Source organism: Nocardiopsis mwathae, assembly GCF_014201195.1.
GTDB classification, from domain to species: domain Bacteria; phylum Actinomycetota; class Actinomycetes; order Streptosporangiales; family Streptosporangiaceae; genus Nocardiopsis_C; species Nocardiopsis_C mwathae.
Genome location: NZ_JACHDS010000001.1, coordinates 5410065 through 5427945, shown reverse-complemented (window position 1 = coordinate 5427945; position 17881 = coordinate 5410065). Strand labels below are relative to the sequence as shown.

Genomic DNA, 17881 nt, shown 5'->3' with positions numbered 1-17881 from the left:
CAGAAGGCCAGGTCAGCCCGAGGAAATCGGGGACCTGGCCTTCATCGTTTGCAGGGCAGTGACGCGCCCGCGTGCCCGCTACGTGCCCGATGCTGCGGTGGAAGCTCGGTCCGGCGGCTCGTCGCCGTCGGTCTCAGGGGCCTCCTTCGCTTGTTCCCCCCTCAGCTCTTCAGCAGCCTGCTGTCCGAGCCGATCGGCCAGACTGCGAGCCCGGTTGTCCCGCGCGTGGAGATAGACCAGCGCGGCGCGAGAACTCGAATGCCCCATACGATCCATCAACTCGCGCAGCGACGCCCCCGCCTCAGCCGCATAGGTGTTGCCCGTGTGCCGGAGGTCGTGAAAGTGGATGTCCTCTAGCCCAGCGTCCTCACAAGCCCGCGACCAGTAGGCGGTGAAGTTGCTCCGACGCAGCTGGTTCCCCTTCACACCGACGAAGACGTAGCCGTCGCGGCCCGGTGCCGCGTACTCGGCCAGGTGCTCACGGAGATCATCGATGATCAGGTCTGGCAGCTCAACCGTCCGCCGTCCCGCACTCGACTTCGGTGGACCCTCCACTAGGTGGCCAACGTCGACCAGGGTTTGACGCACGGTAACCGTTCGCTTCTTCATGTCGAGGTCACGGCGTCGCAGTCCCGCGAGTTCGCCCCACCGGAGACTGGCGAACGTCGCCAGGAGCACCAACGCCCGGTATCTCGGCTTGATCGCGTCTGCCAGTTTGAAGACCTCCGCGACGGAAAGGACGGGGCGCTCTTCACTGTCCTCCCGGTCCGCACCCTTGATCCGACAGGGGTTCTCTCTGATCAACCTGTCCTCCACAGCCGTGTTGAGGATCGCCCGCAACAGCCGGTACGCCTTGGGAACCTGCCCCTTGCTCTTCTTGACCTTGAGTCGCGAGGCACGCCACTTGCGTACGTCCGCCTCCTTGACGTCTTTGATGAGCATCCGCCCGAAGGTCGGATTGAGGTGGAGACGTAGGAGCCCTTCGTAGGTCAGCTCGGTCTTGTCGGTCAGCTCCCGCTGTTCCATCCACTCATCTGCGTAGTCCTGGAAAGCGATCTCACCGGCGTGCGGGTCCCACCACCCCTCGCGGTTGATCTCGGCTTCCTTCATCGTCAGCCACCTGTCCGCTTCCTTCCTGGTCGAGAAGGTGTACGGCGCTGGGTGATCAACTCCGTCCGGACCGGGATAGCGTGCCTGGTAGCGGCCAGAGGAGAGTTTGCGGATTCTGCCGAAACGTCGCTTCTTCGATGCCACTAGGCAGCCTTCCTTGTGGTCAGCCGGAGCGGTTCGACGAGTCCGCCCGCGATGAAGTCATCCAGCGCCGATTCCGGGATGCGCACGTGACGGCCGATCTTCACGAACGTGATCCGACGTTCTTCGATCAGGCGCCGGGGGTAGCGCTTGGAGGTGTTCAGCCGCTCAGCTGCCTCATCCACGGTCAGCAGTCGGCCGCTCGGGGGTACCGTCTTGCGCGCCATCAGGCAGCCTCTTCCATTGCCGAAAGATTCGTCTGTCGTGCGTGGTCGAGTTGGGCGCGGCGTTTCAGGGACTCGCCGACAGCCCGCAACAGGCGCTGTTCTCGCGGGGGAACGTCGGGATCGGTGGGTCGGGCCACCTCCCACACTTCGTTGTTGCTGGCCACGCGCAGGGGGGTCACGTGGCCGGCGTTGTGGTTCTGACCCTCAGCGCCGGGGGTGACGCCGAGCTGTTCGAGCACCCAGGACAGCCGGTCGGCCTTGTGGTCGGCTAGGGTCTTGTTCGACCACTTGCGCGACACCAACACCCGCCGTCCGGCGTAGCCGAGGTGTTCGCGCTTGTGTGCCTTGGAGCGGCAGAACCCCGGCCGCATCCCCGCCTTGGCGTCCTGGGGCTGGATCCCGTAGCGCAGCCAGTTGGAGCACCGGGGCGAGCAGGGCTCGAACCGCAGCGCCTCAGTCAGCCGGTCCACGTGGCGTTCCTGGGCAGTCGTTTCGATGTCATGGCATTCGGCGATGTCCTTGGTCAGGTACTTCGCCAGGTACCGGACGCACCGGTCAGCGTCCGGCGTCCCGGCGATCACGCCTTTGGCGTCCACCTGGCGCCCGAACCTCACCACGTGGTGAGGTTCCGCCCCGGGGTCGGCGTCCAACGCGTCCAGCGCCTGTTCCCAGGTGGGCAGCACCTCCCCCGTGAAGGGGTCCACGTAGGTGCCGGTCGAGGGGTCGAAGACGGGCAGGTGCTCGCCCTCATAGACCACCCGGTCGGCCGGGGGCCACCACACGTGGTGGTAGGTCGCCGCCGCAATCTGGCGCAGCTCCGCGCGCGGCAGGGTGCCCCGCGTGGCCATGTGCAGATGCGGAGCAAGACGCCGCTGAGGTTCCACGGCGGCGAAGTACTGCACATCGAATCCCGCCACCCGGCGCAGGTTCTGTACGAACCGGTCGATGAGCTTGGAGAAGTGCAGCGCGTCCCTCGCCGCCCGCCGGTAGTCATAGGTCGAGGGGTCCACCGGGGTGCCGTCCGAGCGCACCCGCCCGTAGGAATCCAGGGTCAACGTGAGGAACATCGACGGCCGGAACACCTTCCCGGTCGCGGGGTCTTCGAAGGCCCGGCCGACCGTGCGCCGGGCCATGGGCCGCTTGGGAAGGTCCGGAGCGTCGTGGCGCCGACGTGTGGAGCGGATGCGGCGTGACCGGCCCGAGCCCGACGAGGAGGGGGCCACCTTCCCGCGCAGCCCCGACGCAGTGATCTCCTCATCCAGGTCACAGATGGCCGCATCCAGCGCGGCCAGGTCCTCACCCGACGCGGCACCCGAGGAGACGAGCCGGTCCCGCTCAGCGGTCACCATGGCGCGGCGTTCGACCCAGCCGCGTTGCACCTCGGACGGCTCATCAGGGGTGATGACCGGCTCCTCTGTGAGGTGCCATCCCTCTTCACACTGGGTACGGCGGATCGACCTCTTGCGCTTGGCACACGCCGGGCAGCGGGATTCCAGGGTGGAGCCGCACGGCACGTCGACGACCTCGGTTGCTCCGGTTTCCAGGTCGGTGCGCCGCAGCGCCACCGGACGGATGCACACCCCCTTGTCGGCGGCCACCTGTTCGGCCACCTCACGCGCAAGGGGTTGGGCCATGCGCTCAACGCGGGTCGTCTTGCCTGTGGGGGTGGGCATCACGCGCCCCCTTCCCCAGCGCCCGGAGCGCCCGGAGCGCCGGAGCCGTCGCCAGCGGTCATGTGGTCGATGTCGGCATCGGACACATACGCCGCCCGCACCCGCGTGGGGACCTTGGAACCCTCCACACGCACGAAGGCGGTTCCAGGGGCGTCGGGGTCGATCAGGTGGGCATCCGCGCCCCGGTCCCGGGCGTCCGACCCGAGCACCATGTCCACCTGGCTGGCTTCGTCCAGTCGCAGGGCGATCTTGTCGGGGAAGAGGTTGCGCAGGTTCATCACCTCCTTGCGTGGGTCCTGCAACGCGGCCAGCACCGCGAACCCGACCGACCGGCCCTGTGAGGTGAGGGTGGCCATGGCGCTCTCCGCGCGGCGCCGGATGTCGCGGTCGGGGTGGTAGGCGGTCAGGAACGCGACCTCATCGAGCACCACTACGTCAAAGGGGTCATCGACGCTGGGGGTGTGGGCGCGGACCCTGCCCGCGTACCGTTCGGCGCGTTCCTGCATTTCGGCTACGGCGTCTTCGAGGAGGGCCACCACGGATTCGCCGTCGTCGGCGTAGCGGTGGAACAGGGACCGGCCGTAGGACAGCTCCATGCGCTTGGGATCCACCGCCCACACCCGCACCAGTCCGGCGCGGATCGCGGGCAGCATCGCCCGGACAGCCGACCAGATCACCGACCCCTTGCCGGACCCGGTGACACCGGCCACCAGGACGTGGGTGCCGTGCAGGCGCATCCGCCACGCCCGGCCGTCTTCACACAGCCCCATCGGCAGCGCGGCCAGGTCCACCCCGTCGGCCGTCGCGGGGGCGGGCAGCGCGTCGAGGGGGTCGGCCAGCATGTCGTGTCGGGGGAACTCCAGCACGATTTCCAGCGGTCCGGCGGTTTCCACGCGGCAGGCCGGGGCGCCGAACCCGTGGGCGAGGTGGGGGGTGCGTTCCTCGAAGGCGGCCGGAGCGGTACCGGCCACGAGCTTGACGCGGACGCGGTCGGCCCACTCGGTGCAGGTGACGCGTTTGATGTGGGGAAGGTACTGGCGCTCTAGGTAGGACTCGGCGAGCCCGGAGACGACCAGGACGGGTTGCCAGTGGCGCCGGTACACCCAGATCTCGCGGACCAGGGCCAGGGCACGCAACGTGACCCACCGGCGGAAGGTGGCCGGGTGCCAATGGCGCCAGGCCAGCCCGGTGATGGTTGCCAGCGTGCACACCACGGCCGGACCCACCCAGTCAAGCGCCCACCAGGAACCGGCGAGGAGCGCCGCGCCGGTGACCGCGACGGGGAACCGGACGGGCAGGCAGGCCACGAAGGCGAGCAGGTGCCAGAGCCACCGGCCGAGGATGAACACCGCCGGGGTTTCCACCACCGGGGTGGTGAACCGGATGGCGTGCGCGGGGACCGGTGCGGTCGGCTGCACTTGGGTGGCGCCGTTGTTCTTCCCGCCCAGCATCACCGCTCACCCCCGCCCAGGACCCGGAAGGAGTTGGCGACCTCTTCGGCGTGGGCGGCGGACTCCTCCGCGCGCGCGGCTGCCAGCTCAGCACGCGCAGCAGCGGCAACCGCCCGGGTCTCTACATCGGTCGTCTGAGCGGCGATCCGGGCCAGGATCGAGGCCTTCCATGCCAGCAGATCCAACCGCGAGGCAGCGGCTGAAGGGGCGTGGTCATGGGTAGCCGGGCGGTGGGTACGCAGGTGGTTCAGGAAGTCGGTGATCTCGCGCAGAGAGACGCGCGCGGGCTGTTCTGACATCATGAAACAGACCTCTTCTGAAAGTTGGTAGCTCTCGGGAGGGTTGAGGGGGCGGCCGAAAGGTGTTGGCGCACCTGGCCGCCCCGCCGTCATCTCAGGGGGTCACGCCGCGTCCGGCTCGTCTTCCGAAGACGCGGCCTCATCACGCAGACGCTCCAGCTCATCGGCAAACGCAGTGGCCGCGTCAGCCAGCTGGCGCGCCCGCCTGACCTCATCAGCCGAGACTTCGAGGTCGTCCTTCGGGGCCAGCGCGAACGTCAGAGCGGTGTCGTCGAGCATCAGCCGAGGCAGGTCCCCAGGGTCGTTCGTGAAGCGAGCCCTGAAGTCGTCTTGAAGCCGAGCCGCCATGATCGTGAAGGCCATCACTCACCGCCCTTGGCGGTCGCACCAGCGTTGGCCGGGGTCTTCGCCCGCCCACCACCAGCGCCAGGGGTCTTCACGCCCCGGGCGCGCAGGGAGTAGGCCACCCGGGGACGGCGCCCGTTGTCGTCCACGTAGGGCATGACGGACATGGACTCGAACTCGATCGGGCGGAACGGCAGTCCCTGAACCTCATCGGGCAGGGTCGGGCACACCTGAGCGGCCACCTTGACCTTGACCGACTTGGCCTTGCCGCGTGCGTCGGGGTCGGCGTCGATCACGTCCACCGCCCACAGCGGCAGCCCGGTGTCCTTGTCCATCTGGGGACGCTTGGTCTCGAAGTCGGTGATCGCCTCCACACCCAGCGCGTAGGCGCCGTACGGGAACACCGTCCCGAATTCCACCGGGATCGCACCCTGAATCGCCATGTCAGGCACTCCTTGTCTCGTTCTCACTTGCATTGGCTACGAGCCCCGCCCGAGACCGAGATCCGGCCGCCCGAGCAGGAATAGATACATGTATAACATGTATCTGAGTTGGTTGTCAGTAGCCGGAGGAATCCGTTCCGCTGATCTCGCCCCGGCCGTCTTGTCCCTCGCGCTGTGTGGACGATCACAACCATCCCTTGGGGCCTCAGGACGGGATCACTACATGGCTGGACGTGTTCAGGACGTCCCGATACTGTGAGCGCGTCCGTAGACGTCCTGCGAGTACGGGGCACATGTCGAACGAGAGGTTGCGAGCCGCGCTACTTGAGCGCGGTCTGACACCGGCTGAGCTGGCTGAAGCCATCGGTGTCGACCCGAAGAGCGTTGAGCGCTGGATCACCCTTGGACGCACGCCCTACCGTCGGCACCGCTACGCGGTGGGCGCCCATCTCGGCATGGAGGAGACCTACCTATGGCCCAAGGCGCTCAGCAACGAACAGAGCGCCGCGGCATCCGAGAGCGAGATCGTCGAGATCCACGCACATCGCTGGGCGGTCCCACAAGACACCTGGCAGCGGCTTTTCGAATCCGCCGAGCGGGAGATAGGGATCCTGGTCTACAGCGGATTCTTTCTCGCGGACAACCCGGGCGTCGTCAAGCTGCTGGCCGACAAGGCCCGTGCGGGTGTCCGCGTCCGTGTCCTACTCGGTGACCCGGACAGCGCCGCCGTAGCGCAGCGAGGTGAAGACGAGGGCATCGGCGACTCCATGGCCGCCAAGATCCGAAACGTGATAGTGCTGTACGCGCCGCTACGCGCCGTTGAGGGGACAGAGTTCCGTTTGCATGGAACCGTCCTGTACAACTCGCTCTACCGTGCGGACGGACAGCTACTGGTCAACACGCACGTCTACGGCGCTCCAGCAGCGAACGCCCCGGTGTTCCATCTCCGGAAGATCCCCGGTGGCGACATGATGAACACCTACCTCGAAAGCTTCGAGCAGGTGTGGAGCAACGCAACCCCACTCGACTGAGAGAAGGCCATGGGCAAGCGGATCGACTACTACAACGACCCCGACGCACCGGCGGCCAACAGCCTTGTCCCCTCCGTGAACGTCTTTGTCGTCAACGATCGCGACGAAGTCCTGATGATCCGGAGGTCGGACAACGACAACTGGGCTGTCCCCGGCGGTGCCATCGACCTGGGCGAGTCGATTCCGCAGGCGGCGATCCGCGAAACGCTCGAAGAAACCGGGATCACCTGCGAGATCACGGGAGTCTCAGGCCTCTACAGCGACCCGAAGCACGTCATCCTCTACACGAGCGATGGCGAGGCGCGGCAAGAGTTCTCGATCGCCCTCATCGCCCGCCCCCTGTCAGGCGAACCGCGGCCTAGCGACGAGTCCAAGGAAGTCCACTGGTTGCCGAAGGCAGACCTGGGGAGCTACAAGATGGACCGCTCCATGCGGCTGCGCATCGACAACTTTCTCCGCGACGAGGGAACTCACATCGGGTGATCACCCGCGCGGGTCTCGGCCAGTCGCTGTTCTACGGAATGAGCCGAGGCCGTCAGCATGGGCGACGAGCGAGTGATCGCGCGGTGTACGAGGTCGCCGGGGCTGTAACGGTGAAGGATCTCCGCTAGCCGTTGCTCAACGGGAAGGTGGTCACCGTCCGGCCCGGTCGTCATGTCCGCATAGGTGAGCGCGTCCAGGAGCGGGCCGGGTGGCGGGTCGAACTCTCTCGTCAGCTCCGAGTGCAAGCCCCGTTCTTCGGCTTCGACCAGGGCGCCGGAGTGATAGGCCACGAGACGGCACAGCCGTTCGTCGGCGTGGTGAACGTTGCGGAGGTACCGGGCACCGTCAAGAGGATGGAAGCCTGTGGCGGCGAGACGCGGGGAGTATCCGATGTCATGCAGCCAGGCGGACGCGTGCACCAGGTCGGCATCCGTGCCGAGGATTCCTCTCAGCGAGTGAGCTTGACGCGCCACCCCGCGCGTGTGCGCCCATCTTCGAGACAAGGGTTCTTCGAGCAGGGCTCGCGCGAGTTCCCGCGCCCAAGGGACATGTTCCACATGTGTCAGATTAACCGGCTGGTGAATCCGACCCCTTGACGAACCGGCCCTTGCCCTGGACGACGAGCACCAGCCCAGATCCCTCCAGCTCAGAGAGTGCTTGTCGGGCGGTGCCCCGCGATACGCCGTACTGTCGGCCGATCGCGGCCTCACTGGGAATCGTGTCCCCTGGTGCCAACCGGCCATCGGTGATCATCTCTCGGAGGTCGGCGGCGATACGCCGGTACTGAACCTTCGGGGAGTCGATTCCCTTGGCGGTTCGCCTTTCCTGACCACAGACCACCCGCCCGGTTCCGGGACGCGCTTCGATCAACGCGTCCGCCTCCAGCTTGGCAAGGGCGCGGCGGACGGTACTGCGTGCCACGCCGAACTCCCGGACCAACGAGGACTCGGAGGGCAACGCGTCACCTGGTTTGAGGGCACCGCTGGCGATGCGGCCACGGAGGGTGTCCGCGATCTGGTTGTAGGCCCCCCACGGGGTCACACGAGCGCTCAAGCCGTCTCCTCCGAAGCCCTCAAGTGGTTGTAGTGCGTACTCGAAAGAATCTCAGACGTGTGCGGGTGCCCGCCCGCATCGCCCGGGCTTGGGAGGTCGCTCCCCAGCGGTTGTCTCCCTGGTCGCCCCGGACGGGCACCCTGGACCGCGTGGTTGATGAGGGGAAGGAAGAAGGACCATCAACCCGCGGACCGTCCCTCACCCCTCGCGAGGGACGCCTTTCCCATCAGGGTCCTGTTCGGACCCTCCCCCTGGTGCATTCGGTCGTCCGGCCCCCGACGGGGGACGCTCCAGCTGGCGTACGAACTCTTCAACGTTCGATTCGACGAGGGTCGGCGCGTGCGGAGCTGAGTAGTCCTCAGCCGTCGCTACCCAGAACCGTGCGTTGCGCCGAATCGCCCAGCGGCGACCGTAGTGGCGCTGCAATAGCCGCAGCATCGGGTCAGGGCTTTCGTCGGTGCTCACGCTGCCACCGCCTGAGGCCGGGCAAGCTCCAGGAGGACGGCGAGACCGAGCCGACTCCGGTCGACCTGCCGCAGATGCCGTTCACGCTCAGCGTGAAGAACGTAGGGCCGGACCAGTCTCGCTTGTGGGGCCAGGGACGGCGCCGCTGGCGGGGGTGTGAAGGGGAGCGGCACGTATGGCCGAGGCCGGGCCGCACGAAATGTCGAGGGAACCCGAGGCCAACGGCTAACGATATGGTTGCGCATGTTCCACCTGCTCTCATCAGGTGCGGACCACGCCCCCGGAGCGCCGGCAGCGCTCGCGGGGGTCCTTGCTACCTGCGAAAACGATGTCGAGAGCAGGCGGACATGTGTACCACGTACCGGACATCTTGAGGGACGTCTAGGGACGTCTTCTGTTATCGTCGGGTTCCCCGCGCATCGGAGGGCACCGACGTGAACAACGCACTGCGCAAGGCTCTGGCTGCGTCCCAGCTCACCGAGACCGACGTAGCCGCACATCTTGGAGTCGATCCCAAGACCGTCCGCCGGTGGCTATCCGGCCAGCGCCCCTATCCGCGCCACCGGTGGGCACTGTCAGAGCTTCTCAAGGCGTCAGAGGGGGAACTCTGGCCAGATGGAAATCCCGCCCCACAACCGCAAGGGCGAAGCATTGGGAAAGGTTGCCACGTCTACCCGCATCGCTGGGAAGTCCCCGAAGAGGTGTGGCGGGATCTCTTCGAATCAGCCGATCGAGAGATCGGAATCCTTGTCTACTGTGGCCTCTTCCTGGCGGATAACACGGGCATCTTGCGGATCTTCGAGCGCAAGGCGAAGTCGGGGGTGAACGTTCGAATACTCCTAGGAGATCCTGACTCCCCCCAGGTCGAGCAGCGTGGGGAGGAAGAGGGCATAGGGGATGCTCTGAGGGGAAAAGTTCAAAACGCCTTGGTGCTCTATCGACCTTTGGTCGAGGTCGATGGCCTGGAAGTTCGCTTGCATGGGTCTGTTCTTTACAATTCCATCTACCTGACTGAGAAGCATCTCCTCGCAAATCACCATATTCATGGCGTATCGGCGTCACGGAGCCCTGTGCTCCGAATCAGCCGCACGTTGCTGCCGGACATGGCCGAGACGTACATCCAGAGCTTCGAACGCATCTGGTACGAAGCGAGACCGTTCAAGGCGTGAGGCGCCAATGCCGCGATTGCCGAATTGGGCTGTATGGGATCAAGGCGACGGCGCTTGCGCGCCGTCGCTCCGGCATGCCGGACGCGTGCTCGGGCTGCGGGCTGCCGCCCGGTCCCGAGCGCGCGTCCGGCCGCCGGGATCCGCGTGGGTGGCCGTCACCTGTACCTCACTCGCTCCGTCGGGATCGCGCCGTCGCTGGCGGAGTCGATTGGCGAAGCGGCACCAGCGAGGAACGGGGCATTGGTTGCGGTCTGGTGGTACCAGGGGGCTCGCGCCCCCATGGACCCCCCGCGCCCGCACGGAACCTGGCGCGAACAAGGACGTGCGGGGGTACAGACCGATCGCGCCAGAACCCGCGCGGGTTCGAACCCGTGGTTGCTCGCCGCTGTGGGCGGGGATGGCGTTCGGTGAGCCACCCGGGAGCCGTGCCCGCTGCGTGCCCGTCACTGGCGTACCGAGTGGGGAATAGCGGGGAATCAGCGGCCCAGGACGAAACAGCACCAGGTCAACGGCCTTGCAGGTCAGTCGCTAAGCGCGGCCACGACTTCCCAAGCTGATAACGCGGGTTCGATTCCCGTCATCCGCTCCGTTCGAAAAATGGGCCCTGACCTGCGAACACCGTTCGCACACCCAGGGCCCGTTTTCGCGTTGAGGGTGCACCAGCGGGTGCACCACCCCACGACCCCGCCGCCGATGACGCGCCCCGCTCCCGTCATCCGCCCCGAGATCCGGGGGTGCACGCGGGTGCACGACCGCGCCTACCTGCTGAGACTGCGGCGCAGTTGACGTGCGCGACATGCTCGACGTCTTCGCCCGCACCGGCCTGCGCTACGGCGAACTCACCACGCTGCAAGTCCGCGACATCACCATCCACCACAAGAAGACGCCCGACGGACGCATCACCCGCTACGGCTTCCTCCAGGCCAAGCGCGCCTGGAAACACCAGAAGGACAACACCTTCAAACTCGGGCCACCAAAGACCAAACAGTCCCGCCGCCGCATCGTCCTCTCGTCAGCCACCGTCGAGGCCCTACTGCCCCGCCTCGACGACAAGAAGCCCGACGAGTTCGTCTTCACCACCGAATCCGGGGCCTGGTGGCGACATTCCTCCGTCTACAACCGACGCTGGGTCCCCGCCGTCAAGCGGGCCATGCAACTCGGGCTGCGCCACAAGCCGCGTATCCACGGCCTGCGCCCCACCCGCGTCGCCTGGCTCATCGACGGCAACATCCACCCCTTCAAGATCCAGCGCCGCCTCGGCCACATGTTCATCACCACCATGGACCGCTACGGCCACCTCATGACCGACATCGACGACGAGCTCCTGGAAGCCATCGACGGCACCACACCACCGCCACCAGCCCTGGCTGCCGAGCCGACAGACGCAGGCGTCCTTGAGCAAGGGCAGGCCCCGGCTGAACAGCCGAAGGTGACGAGCCCGCCGGACACCGCCCCGCCCAGCTCAGGAACGAACACACCGGCTGTAGTCACCAGCCGACGCGCACGCCAACTGCACCTCGTAGTCTGAGACGTCGAATATGAGGTCCGGGCAGATGCTTGACGCATCGGTCCCGGGACATGCTTGACGACGTCTTGCATGACGGTTGACGGTCCCAGGTGATGCCTGACTTCAGCGACGTACCGGGTGACAGGACTTTTGCGGGCGTGGGTGGAGATCTCGACCTCGCCGTCGAGGACGCGGAAGCAGGTCTCCTCAATGACCACGGTGACGGTCTTGCCCGCGTGGGCGGCACCGGGACGGAGCTTCTGCCGAGCGATGGCGAAGGTCCCGTCGGCTCCGACTCGCCGGACCGCTCGCCCCGTCCAGTATCTCGGTCACCGTCCGAAGGCGGTGCTTGACCATCCAGTCGTCGGCTTGCCCGGCGGGCTCGTGCGTCTCTGTCGCACCGACACCATGACGGCGATCCGTCATAAATGTGTGCGGACCGTCAAAATTCTCTAGCGACCGTCAAGCGAGTCCAGCGACACATGCGTTAAGTAAGTCCTGGGACTGCACCGTCACGGGGGAACAGCGTCTGTTGGCCGCACCTCGGCGATCCGGGCATGCGGCCCTACTCCAACTCTCGATGGGGCGGGCCTGCCGGAAGGGATGGCCGAGACGTGGTCGGGCGGGACCAGAAGGCCGGGGGGTGGCCTCCACGCGGAGGTCCGCCGGTGTTGCCGGAGGCGGGGCGGTACCACCACTGGTCGGGGGGTGTGGTCTGCAGCGCCGTCCCCGGACGCCGTCCCGCCCGCGGGGGCGGTGTCGGGCGCTGCCTCGGTCCCGGTGTCGGCGGGCTCGTCCGCCAGGCGGGGCGGCCGAGGGAGAACGGCGGCGGGCAGCCGCACATGCTACATGCTGCGAAACGCCATGATCCACGCGATCTGCTTGAGCATCCCCGCGATCGGCGACGTGCCGGGGTTGGGCGCCCACACCAGCCGCAGCACCCAGAACGGGATGCGGATCTGCACGTACAGTAAAACGAGCAGCAGCATCAGGTTGAGCAGCCACCCGGCCTCCCCCGCGCCCTGCCCACTTCCGGGGGCGGCCACCAAGCTTCTCGCCAGCACCACCACATCACCCCCAGAGGGCTCCGTCCACAGGCTCACAGCGGGGGTGGGGGCAGCCGGGGAGGCACACGGTCTCAACCACGGCCGCCAGCGCTTCGCGAACCGCATCAGCCCACATCTCGCTGCTCATCCGCCCATCGAAGCCCCCACCGAGCAGAACAACGCCAACTACGTGCATACGCACCTGATCCCCGAGTTAGACCACATGGGCATGAGCGCGATCCTGCTCGGATATGTCCTCGGGTTCGCCCACGACCGTCAGGACGAGGGAGCTGGCCCCAACCCCGATCCGGCCGCGGAGTTCCTCAATCAGGGCGGATCTCAGCGAGCCCTCGCCACACTGCACACAAAATGGCCACATGTGGACATAAGTAACCATTAACCCCATAAGGTCATCCAACAGGATCTATTACCCTGAGTAGCCCCTTGGGCACCATCAATCACGAATCATCGCTATATGGTTCGAACATTCATTTGATCGGACATCATGCCGTCCTCGACGGCGATGACACACCAGCTGGGGCACATGCAGACAAGGACTCATCTGCCTGCGGTTCGGAAGAGTTCCACTCTTCTTCGCCGCCAGCGCGTCCAGAGAGACGGGACGTCCTTCGAGTGGACACGTCGTCCCGGGGTAGCAGCCCCTCAACCCTTCACCATTGTGCCCCCTAGCGTCGCACAGCACGTGGGGTCAGCTGCGACACCCCAGGGAAGCCGATGGATCATCGGATCGGGGACACATCTGGAGCGGACGTACCGGCTCTCCTCCGCCTATTCCATCGCTGACGAGCTGCTCGGGAGGGCACCTTCGAACGGTCGGTGCCTCAATAGTGCGCTCCGGGAGATCGGTGCGCTGCTGCGCCTCCTACACGAAGCGCGAGTTCCGACCGGCGATTCCTCATCTTCATGGAGCCGCAGACGTCCTCCGACAATCGGACGCCTGTCAGGGATGATCTGCTCCTCGGCGTCCGCGATCCCAGGTGGGGTGGCCGCCACCATCCTGCGTCGGCTGGGCCGGCCGCGCTGGGACCACCTGCGCGCTGTGGTCTCCATGCACGGACCAGGGGATGTCCTGGTGCATGGATGGTTCGGTCTCGGAAACTGCGCCATCCAGGGACCCTCATCAGTGCACGCCATGATCGGAGAGGAGATCGGGATGGCGCCGCCGGGGATGGATGTGGGATTCCTCATTGGACAACTCACTGAGATACGCGCGTTCGTTCGTCCGCAGAACGGAGGCGCTACTCCGGACATCCACGCGCTTCTCGACGGTTACGGGCCCGCGCCGACCAACACCCGTGCCTGGTCGGCGCTGGGAATACTCCTGCACCTGAACGACTATTCGCGTTATGTTTCCTGCGACCCGGCCGTCGCCCCCCTCTATGCCGACCTCGCGGCCACAGTGCTGGACGATTGCAGCACGACGGCGGAGGCACCGTCTTGGTGAGCAACGGCCCTGGCCATGCTCGGCGCGTCGTTCGTCACCGACTGGACAACGGACTGCGGATCGTCCTAGGCCACAATGCCGGCAGCAGCGCGGCCGTTAGCGTACATTACGGTGCCGGATTCCGGTCAGAGCGTCCCGGTGAGGAGGGCCTCGCGCACTTCTTCGAGCATTTGATGACGCAGGACTCCGACCAGGCACCGCATTCGGCGAAAAACGCCGCAGCGATCTCGCGCGGTGGCGAGGTCGGGGCGACGACACACCCTGACTACACTGACTACTATCAGGCAGTTCCAGCCGAGGCCTTGGACGCTGTCCTGCACTGGGAAGCCGACCGGATGCGCGCTCCGCGGTTCAGCGCAACCCACGTCCGCCAGCAGCTCCGCGGGGTAGCCGAAGAGATCGCCGCCAAGCGGGATGCCAGGCCCTACGGCGGAATGCCGTGGCCGCTGCTCCCTGGTGTCCTCTACACGAACTTCGCCAACGCCCACGACGGCTATGGCTCCGCCGAGGTGCTGGCCAACCTCAGCATGGATGACTTCCTGGCGTTCTTCGCACGCTACTACCATCCAGGTAACGCGGTGCTGACAGTCCTCGCCGATCTAGCCACTCCCGCGGCTGAGCAGCGGCTGCTCGACCGTGTCCGACACTGGTTCGCCCCTCTACTGGGTCGGCCACGGCCAGCTACTCCCACTCTGGATGAACCGCCCTTGGTCAACAGCGTGACCGCGGAACGCATGGTGCACGGCCGCGGTCCTGTGCGCGTCGCAATCGGGTACCCGCTGGATGACCTGCACACGACGGTCGATCACGTTTCTTACACCGCCTACGTCGTGGCCGCCGCCGCACTGGAGCGGATCCTCACGGGGGCTCCTAACGCAGAGCTGTCGGCTGCAGCGTCCTGCGGATTCTTCGGCCCGTTCGACGCGCGGACCCCCGACACGTTCGTGGCCATGGTGCACCCCCATAAGAAGGACACGTCTCCGTCCCGGGTCCTCGCCGCAGTCGACACCGCGTTGGAGCGGCTCGCAGATCCGGAGACAGCGAGGCGCTGGTCCGATCCCGCCGCGCGTTCGGCCGCGCTGCTGCACGACCGGCTGCTGGCCGACCCTCTAACACGGTGCCGAGCCCTCGGTCGACACGAGGTCCTCTTCGGCGACGCCCCTCGGGCCTTTGACATCTCCCACGACCTACGCGTCACTGGGGCAGACGGCACGGCCGCAGCAGCAGCAGCGCTGCGTAACGCCCATCGTGGCGTACTGATAGGCCGACCGACGGAGACCCGGCCGACCGTGCATTCGGCCCTACCGCCGTCTGTCGCGGCCCAGGCCCCTTCAGCCACTACGTTCGAGCCCCGGGCCTGGACCCCCATGCCGCCCGCATTCCACAGGCCTCCCGACGTCGACGATCAACGGCTGTCCGACCGCTTCCGGCTGGTACTACTCCGCCTCTCCGGCGCGACGGCGGCCGAAGTCCGATTGACTATCCCCGTCCGAACCGCTTCAGCAGGCCGCGCCCTATCGCAGGCGATGCGCTCCGGCGAAGCCCCCGCAGGGGCGCTACGACGAACAGTTGTCCGTGTCCGACCAGGGGCGGTGGAGCTGGAGACTGCCGTCGAGCCCGGAGTGCTCGCTCGCTGGGCCGCCTACGTAGGCCAGCAGCTATCCTCACCGCCTCCGGAACCAGCCGAGGCACTACATACCCCGGTCGACTTCGACCAGCAAGCGGTCCAGTGGTATCTCAGGAGCGCAGCTGCCCTTGCCGTGGCCCCCATGCCGATCACCTTAGTCGTGTGTGGCGACGTGGATCCGAATGCGGTCGCCGAATCCGCCCGTACCCTGGAGGCCGCCGTGCCGAGCCCCGTCAGCGGACGCTGTCAGGCACCTGCCCCGGGGGCCGGGGGCATCTCCGCCATCGGCCTACGCCCTCAGGGCAGACTGCTCCGTCTGCGTCTGTGGGCGCCAGCACCGCCCACCCCTGCCGAAGAGGCTGCTCGCTACATTGCGGTGTCCCTTTTCTCCTCCTTGGCCGCCGAGAAGGTGCCGACGACAACTCTACGCAGCGGGCGCGCGGCTCCCTGCGGTATTCCCTCCCTGTCGATCTCCGCTGACTGCGCTCCCGAAACACTCGGCTACGCCGCGAGTGCCCTCACCGAGCTCATCGGCTGCCCGCCGGAAATCGACCCCAAACAGCTCGACGAGGTGCGTGCACGGTGCTGGGGCCAATGGAGCCTCGCCTTTGACTCTCCCGCTCGTTTGGCCGGACTCGCTGCGGTGCACGCCGCCCTCGGCGGCTCCGCGCACCTTCTCCCAAGATTCCCAGAGCTGCTTGCCCGCGTCGGACCAGTGGACCTCCGCGCCGCGTGGACCAGCTTGTACGGGTGCACTGGTTTCACCGGCCTCGTCGAGGACGTTGTACCGCCGGAGGCGCTGCGCGACTTCGGCCACCAGCACTCTGGCAGTGAACCGCCCTGCAGGTGAACGCTGCCCTCAGCGCCGACGACCATCGACAGCCCGCCTATGGAGGCGTAGGCGCCGACCGACCAGCAGAGGAGGTTTTCCAGGCGAGATGGCTATAGATCCCGGTTCCTCGACAATCTCCGGCCCCGTCCCCCAAGAGGGGCTGCGAGGCGATATCGAATTGCTGGCCATCGCAGCCCAGCGCGTGCACCGGCACTTCGCACTGGAACTCGTCCCTGATGACGTCTTTCGACGCATGCCGGTCGGGTCCACCGAACCACGCACCACCACTCCCGGTATCCGCCATATCCCCGGCCGCCGCCTACTCGACGAAGGCCTCAAGCACCTCATTTCCTCAGCCCACTGGAAGATCTCTCTCCTGGCCGGGCCCGGCTCCGCCGCGTTGATATCCCGCTTGACAGCACTCATCGCCAAGGGAACCGGGCGCGACGAACTGCGCGTGCGGATCATCGCCCGGCCTGAAGCCACCATCGCTCCAGGCCAGTACGACGTGCGGCGCAGTCAACGGGTGCTCCCCGGAGCCTTGCTGATCGTCGACGACTCCAGGGCCCTTCTACCGCTCCACTCGGATCCAGAGGCCGGCTACCTGGAGTTCCGAACCAACGGCACTGTCGATTTCCTGGACCAGGTGTTCGAGAACCACTGGCTCTCCTCTCCCTCTGGCGAGTCTCCTGCCCCAGTTTTCACCGAGGAGGAGCACAGGATCCTGCACCTACTCGGCCAGGGGGACACCGATGAGGTGATCGCCCGACGACTCGGCGTGACCAGTAGAACCGTGCGCCGCAGGGTGTCCGCCGTTATGACCCGACTGGGTACAACGAGCCGTCTCCAACTCGGGGTGGTCTGCGCTCGACTCAACCTGATGTGACCGCACACGGACCTCGAAATCGCGTTCAGCGGGTGTCTGTCGCCACTCCTCTCTTCGCCCGGTCTCACTGCCGAGTCAGGGTCAGCGCCTCCAGCACCTTCGATAGGGACGGCGGCCCCGCAGCGTCATAGCGCCCTGTGGTCGAGCTGCGCACGGGAACTGGCGGTACGACGGTGACGTTGGGGCGCGTCGCCAATGCTGCTGTGTGTGCGGCGTAGGCCGCCCCATCCCCTACCCCAGGCGGAAGAGCAGGTGCCACTGCGACCGGACCAGAAAACGCTTCCAAGGCAAGAAGGGATGGTGTCTCGGTCAGCCCAAGGGCGAATCGCGCAAGGTAGCGCATGGTACACGGATAGACGACCGCGGCATCCGCCCACCGAGATAACTCAACGTGCAGCGCGGACCCATTCGACGACCATACGTCACGCACGACAGGGGAAGGCGAGAGTGCGTTGAGTGCGGCTTCTGAGACGAACCCGGCCGCTGCAGGTGTCAGGACCAGTCGAACCGAGAGGTCCGACCGCTCCTCCCGAAGCCAGTTGATCCACAGAGGCGTGTGGCAGGCCACCAGTGCCCCAGTGACGATCATAAGCAACCGCGTGTTTTCCGGAACGGCCCCCTCTAGCCC

Annotated in this window: 18 protein-coding genes; 7 read left to right on the top strand and 11 right to left on the bottom strand. The window is 66.6% G+C overall.

The window, feature by feature from the left end; all coding sequences use genetic code 11:
* Positions 1 to 78: 78 nt before the first annotated feature.
* The 7 genes from HNR23_RS23790 to HNR23_RS23760 form a co-directional block, all read right to left on the bottom strand.
* On the bottom strand, positions 79 to 1254 hold the full coding sequence (locus HNR23_RS23790; RefSeq protein ID WP_184078901.1) for a tyrosine-type recombinase/integrase: 1176 nt from the start codon (positions 1252 to 1254) through the stop codon (positions 79 to 81).
* Complete coding sequence (locus tag HNR23_RS23785; protein WP_184078899.1) at positions 1254 to 1478, bottom strand: helix-turn-helix domain-containing protein; 225 nt, start codon at positions 1476 to 1478, stop codon at positions 1254 to 1256. Before HNR23_RS23785 ends, HNR23_RS23790 begins: the two co-directional genes overlap by 1 nt.
* The gene (locus HNR23_RS23780) at positions 1478 to 3151 is read right to left on the bottom strand and encodes a replication initiator (protein WP_184078897.1); all 1674 of its coding nucleotides are present in this window, start codon (positions 3149 to 3151) and stop codon (positions 1478 to 1480) included. The genes HNR23_RS23785 and HNR23_RS23780 overlap by 1 nt, the downstream gene beginning before the upstream one ends.
* Complete coding sequence (locus tag HNR23_RS23775; protein WP_184078895.1) at positions 3151 to 4602, bottom strand: FtsK/SpoIIIE domain-containing protein; 1452 nt, start codon at positions 4600 to 4602, stop codon at positions 3151 to 3153. Before HNR23_RS23775 ends, HNR23_RS23780 begins: the two co-directional genes overlap by 1 nt.
* Positions 4602 to 4904, bottom strand: coding sequence for a hypothetical protein (locus HNR23_RS23770; RefSeq protein ID WP_184078893.1), 303 nt, complete (start codon positions 4902 to 4904; stop codon positions 4602 to 4604). Before HNR23_RS23770 ends, HNR23_RS23775 begins: the two co-directional genes overlap by 1 nt.
* A 99-nt stretch (positions 4905 to 5003) precedes the next feature.
* A complete protein-coding gene (locus HNR23_RS23765) occupies positions 5004 to 5264 on the bottom strand; it encodes a hypothetical protein (RefSeq protein ID WP_184078890.1) in 261 nt (86 codons plus the stop codon).
* The gene (locus HNR23_RS23760) at positions 5264 to 5689 is read right to left on the bottom strand and encodes a plasmid replication, integration and excision activator (RefSeq protein ID WP_184078889.1); all 426 of its coding nucleotides are present in this window, start codon (positions 5687 to 5689) and stop codon (positions 5264 to 5266) included. Before HNR23_RS23760 ends, HNR23_RS23765 begins: the two co-directional genes overlap by 1 nt.
* 293 nt (positions 5690 to 5982) lie before the next feature.
* Here HNR23_RS23760 and HNR23_RS23755 point away from each other — a divergent pair, with 293 nt between their 5' ends.
* On the top strand, positions 5983 to 6720 hold the full coding sequence (locus HNR23_RS23755) for an XRE family transcriptional regulator (protein ID WP_184078887.1): 738 nt from the start codon (positions 5983 to 5985) through the stop codon (positions 6718 to 6720).
* 9 nt (positions 6721 to 6729) lie between these two features.
* Positions 6730 to 7203 carry an NUDIX hydrolase gene (locus tag HNR23_RS23750; RefSeq protein ID WP_184078885.1) on the top strand — a complete coding sequence of 158 codons (474 nt, stop codon included), beginning with the start codon at positions 6730 to 6732 and terminating at the stop codon, positions 7201 to 7203.
* On the opposite strand, the gene HNR23_RS23745 is transcribed toward HNR23_RS23750, so the two are convergent.
* Together HNR23_RS23745 and HNR23_RS23740 are read right to left on the bottom strand one after the other, a co-directional pair.
* Entirely contained in the window at positions 7191 to 7646 is a 456-nt protein-coding gene (locus HNR23_RS23745; RefSeq protein WP_394353835.1) for an HD domain-containing protein, read from the bottom strand. The genes HNR23_RS23750 and HNR23_RS23745 overlap by 13 nt on opposite strands.
* A 124-nt stretch (positions 7647 to 7770) precedes the next feature.
* Entirely contained in the window at positions 7771 to 8256 is a 486-nt protein-coding gene (locus HNR23_RS23740) for a GntR family transcriptional regulator (protein ID WP_184078883.1), read from the bottom strand.
* Positions 8257 to 9155: 899 nt separating this feature from the next.
* On the opposite strand from HNR23_RS23740, the gene HNR23_RS23735 reads away from it, so the two are divergent.
* Entirely contained in the window at positions 9156 to 9890 is a 735-nt protein-coding gene (locus HNR23_RS23735; protein ID WP_343070692.1) for an XRE family transcriptional regulator, read from the top strand.
* A 796-nt stretch (positions 9891 to 10686) separates the two neighbouring features.
* Positions 10687 to 11418 carry a tyrosine-type recombinase/integrase gene (locus HNR23_RS23730; protein ID WP_184078881.1) on the top strand — a complete coding sequence of 244 codons (732 nt, stop codon included), beginning with the start codon at positions 10687 to 10689 and terminating at the stop codon, positions 11416 to 11418.
* An 824-nt stretch (positions 11419 to 12242) separates the two neighbouring features.
* Here HNR23_RS23730 and HNR23_RS23725 read toward each other — a convergent pair.
* Positions 12243 to 12461, bottom strand: a complete 219-nt coding sequence (locus HNR23_RS23725) for a hypothetical protein (RefSeq protein ID WP_184078879.1) — start codon at positions 12459 to 12461, stop codon at positions 12243 to 12245.
* A gap of 985 nt (positions 12462 to 13446) precedes the next feature.
* Between HNR23_RS23725 and HNR23_RS23720 the strand changes: the two genes are divergently transcribed.
* The 3 genes from HNR23_RS23720 to HNR23_RS23710 all read left to right on the top strand — a co-directional run bounded on the left by HNR23_RS23720 (position 13447) and on the right by HNR23_RS23710 (position 17253).
* Positions 13447 to 13908, top strand: coding sequence for a hypothetical protein (locus HNR23_RS23720; protein ID WP_184078877.1), 462 nt, complete (start codon positions 13447 to 13449; stop codon positions 13906 to 13908).
* Positions 13905 to 16385, top strand: a complete 2481-nt coding sequence (locus HNR23_RS23715) for an insulinase family protein (RefSeq protein ID WP_343070780.1) — start codon at positions 13905 to 13907, stop codon at positions 16383 to 16385. Before HNR23_RS23720 ends, HNR23_RS23715 begins: the two co-directional genes overlap by 4 nt.
* 160 nt (positions 16386 to 16545) lie before the next feature.
* Positions 16546 to 17253 (top strand): helix-turn-helix transcriptional regulator, encoded by a 708-nt coding sequence (locus tag HNR23_RS23710; protein WP_184078873.1) that lies wholly within the window; start codon positions 16546 to 16548, stop codon positions 17251 to 17253.
* 64 nt (positions 17254 to 17317) lie between these two features.
* On the opposite strand, the gene HNR23_RS27745 is transcribed toward HNR23_RS23710, so the two are convergent.
* On the bottom strand, positions 17318 to 17842 hold the full coding sequence (locus HNR23_RS27745; protein ID WP_394353834.1) for a flavoprotein: 525 nt from the start codon (positions 17840 to 17842) through the stop codon (positions 17318 to 17320).
* Positions 17843 to 17881 lie beyond the last annotated feature (39 nt).

Coding starts and splice junctions, on each gene's coding strand:
- HNR23_RS23765 (WP_184078890.1), bottom strand. CDS start 5,264: ATGGCCTTCACGATCATGGCGGCTCGGCTTCAAGACGACTTCAGGGCT.
- HNR23_RS23770 (WP_184078893.1), bottom strand. CDS start 4,904: ATGATGTCAGAACAGCCCGCGCGCGTCTCTCTGCGCGAGATCACCGAC.
- HNR23_RS23780 (WP_184078897.1), bottom strand. CDS start 3,151: ATGCCCACCCCCACAGGCAAGACGACCCGCGTTGAGCGCATGGCCCAA.
- HNR23_RS23785 (WP_184078899.1), bottom strand. CDS start 1,478: ATGGCGCGCAAGACGGTACCCCCGAGCGGCCGACTGCTGACCGTGGAT.
- HNR23_RS23760 (WP_184078889.1), bottom strand. CDS start 5,689: ATGGCGATTCAGGGTGCGATCCCGGTGGAATTCGGGACGGTGTTCCCG.
- HNR23_RS23775 (WP_184078895.1), bottom strand. CDS start 4,602: ATGCTGGGCGGGAAGAACAACGGCGCCACCCAAGTGCAGCCGACCGCA.
- HNR23_RS23750 (WP_184078885.1), top strand. CDS start 6,730: ATGGGCAAGCGGATCGACTACTACAACGACCCCGACGCACCGGCGGCC.
- HNR23_RS23755 (WP_184078887.1), top strand. CDS start 5,983: ATGTCGAACGAGAGGTTGCGAGCCGCGCTACTTGAGCGCGGTCTGACA.
- HNR23_RS23730 (WP_184078881.1), top strand. CDS start 10,687: ATGCTCGACGTCTTCGCCCGCACCGGCCTGCGCTACGGCGAACTCACC.
- HNR23_RS27745 (WP_394353834.1), bottom strand. CDS start 17,842: ATGATCGTCACTGGGGCACTGGTGGCCTGCCACACGCCTCTGTGGATC.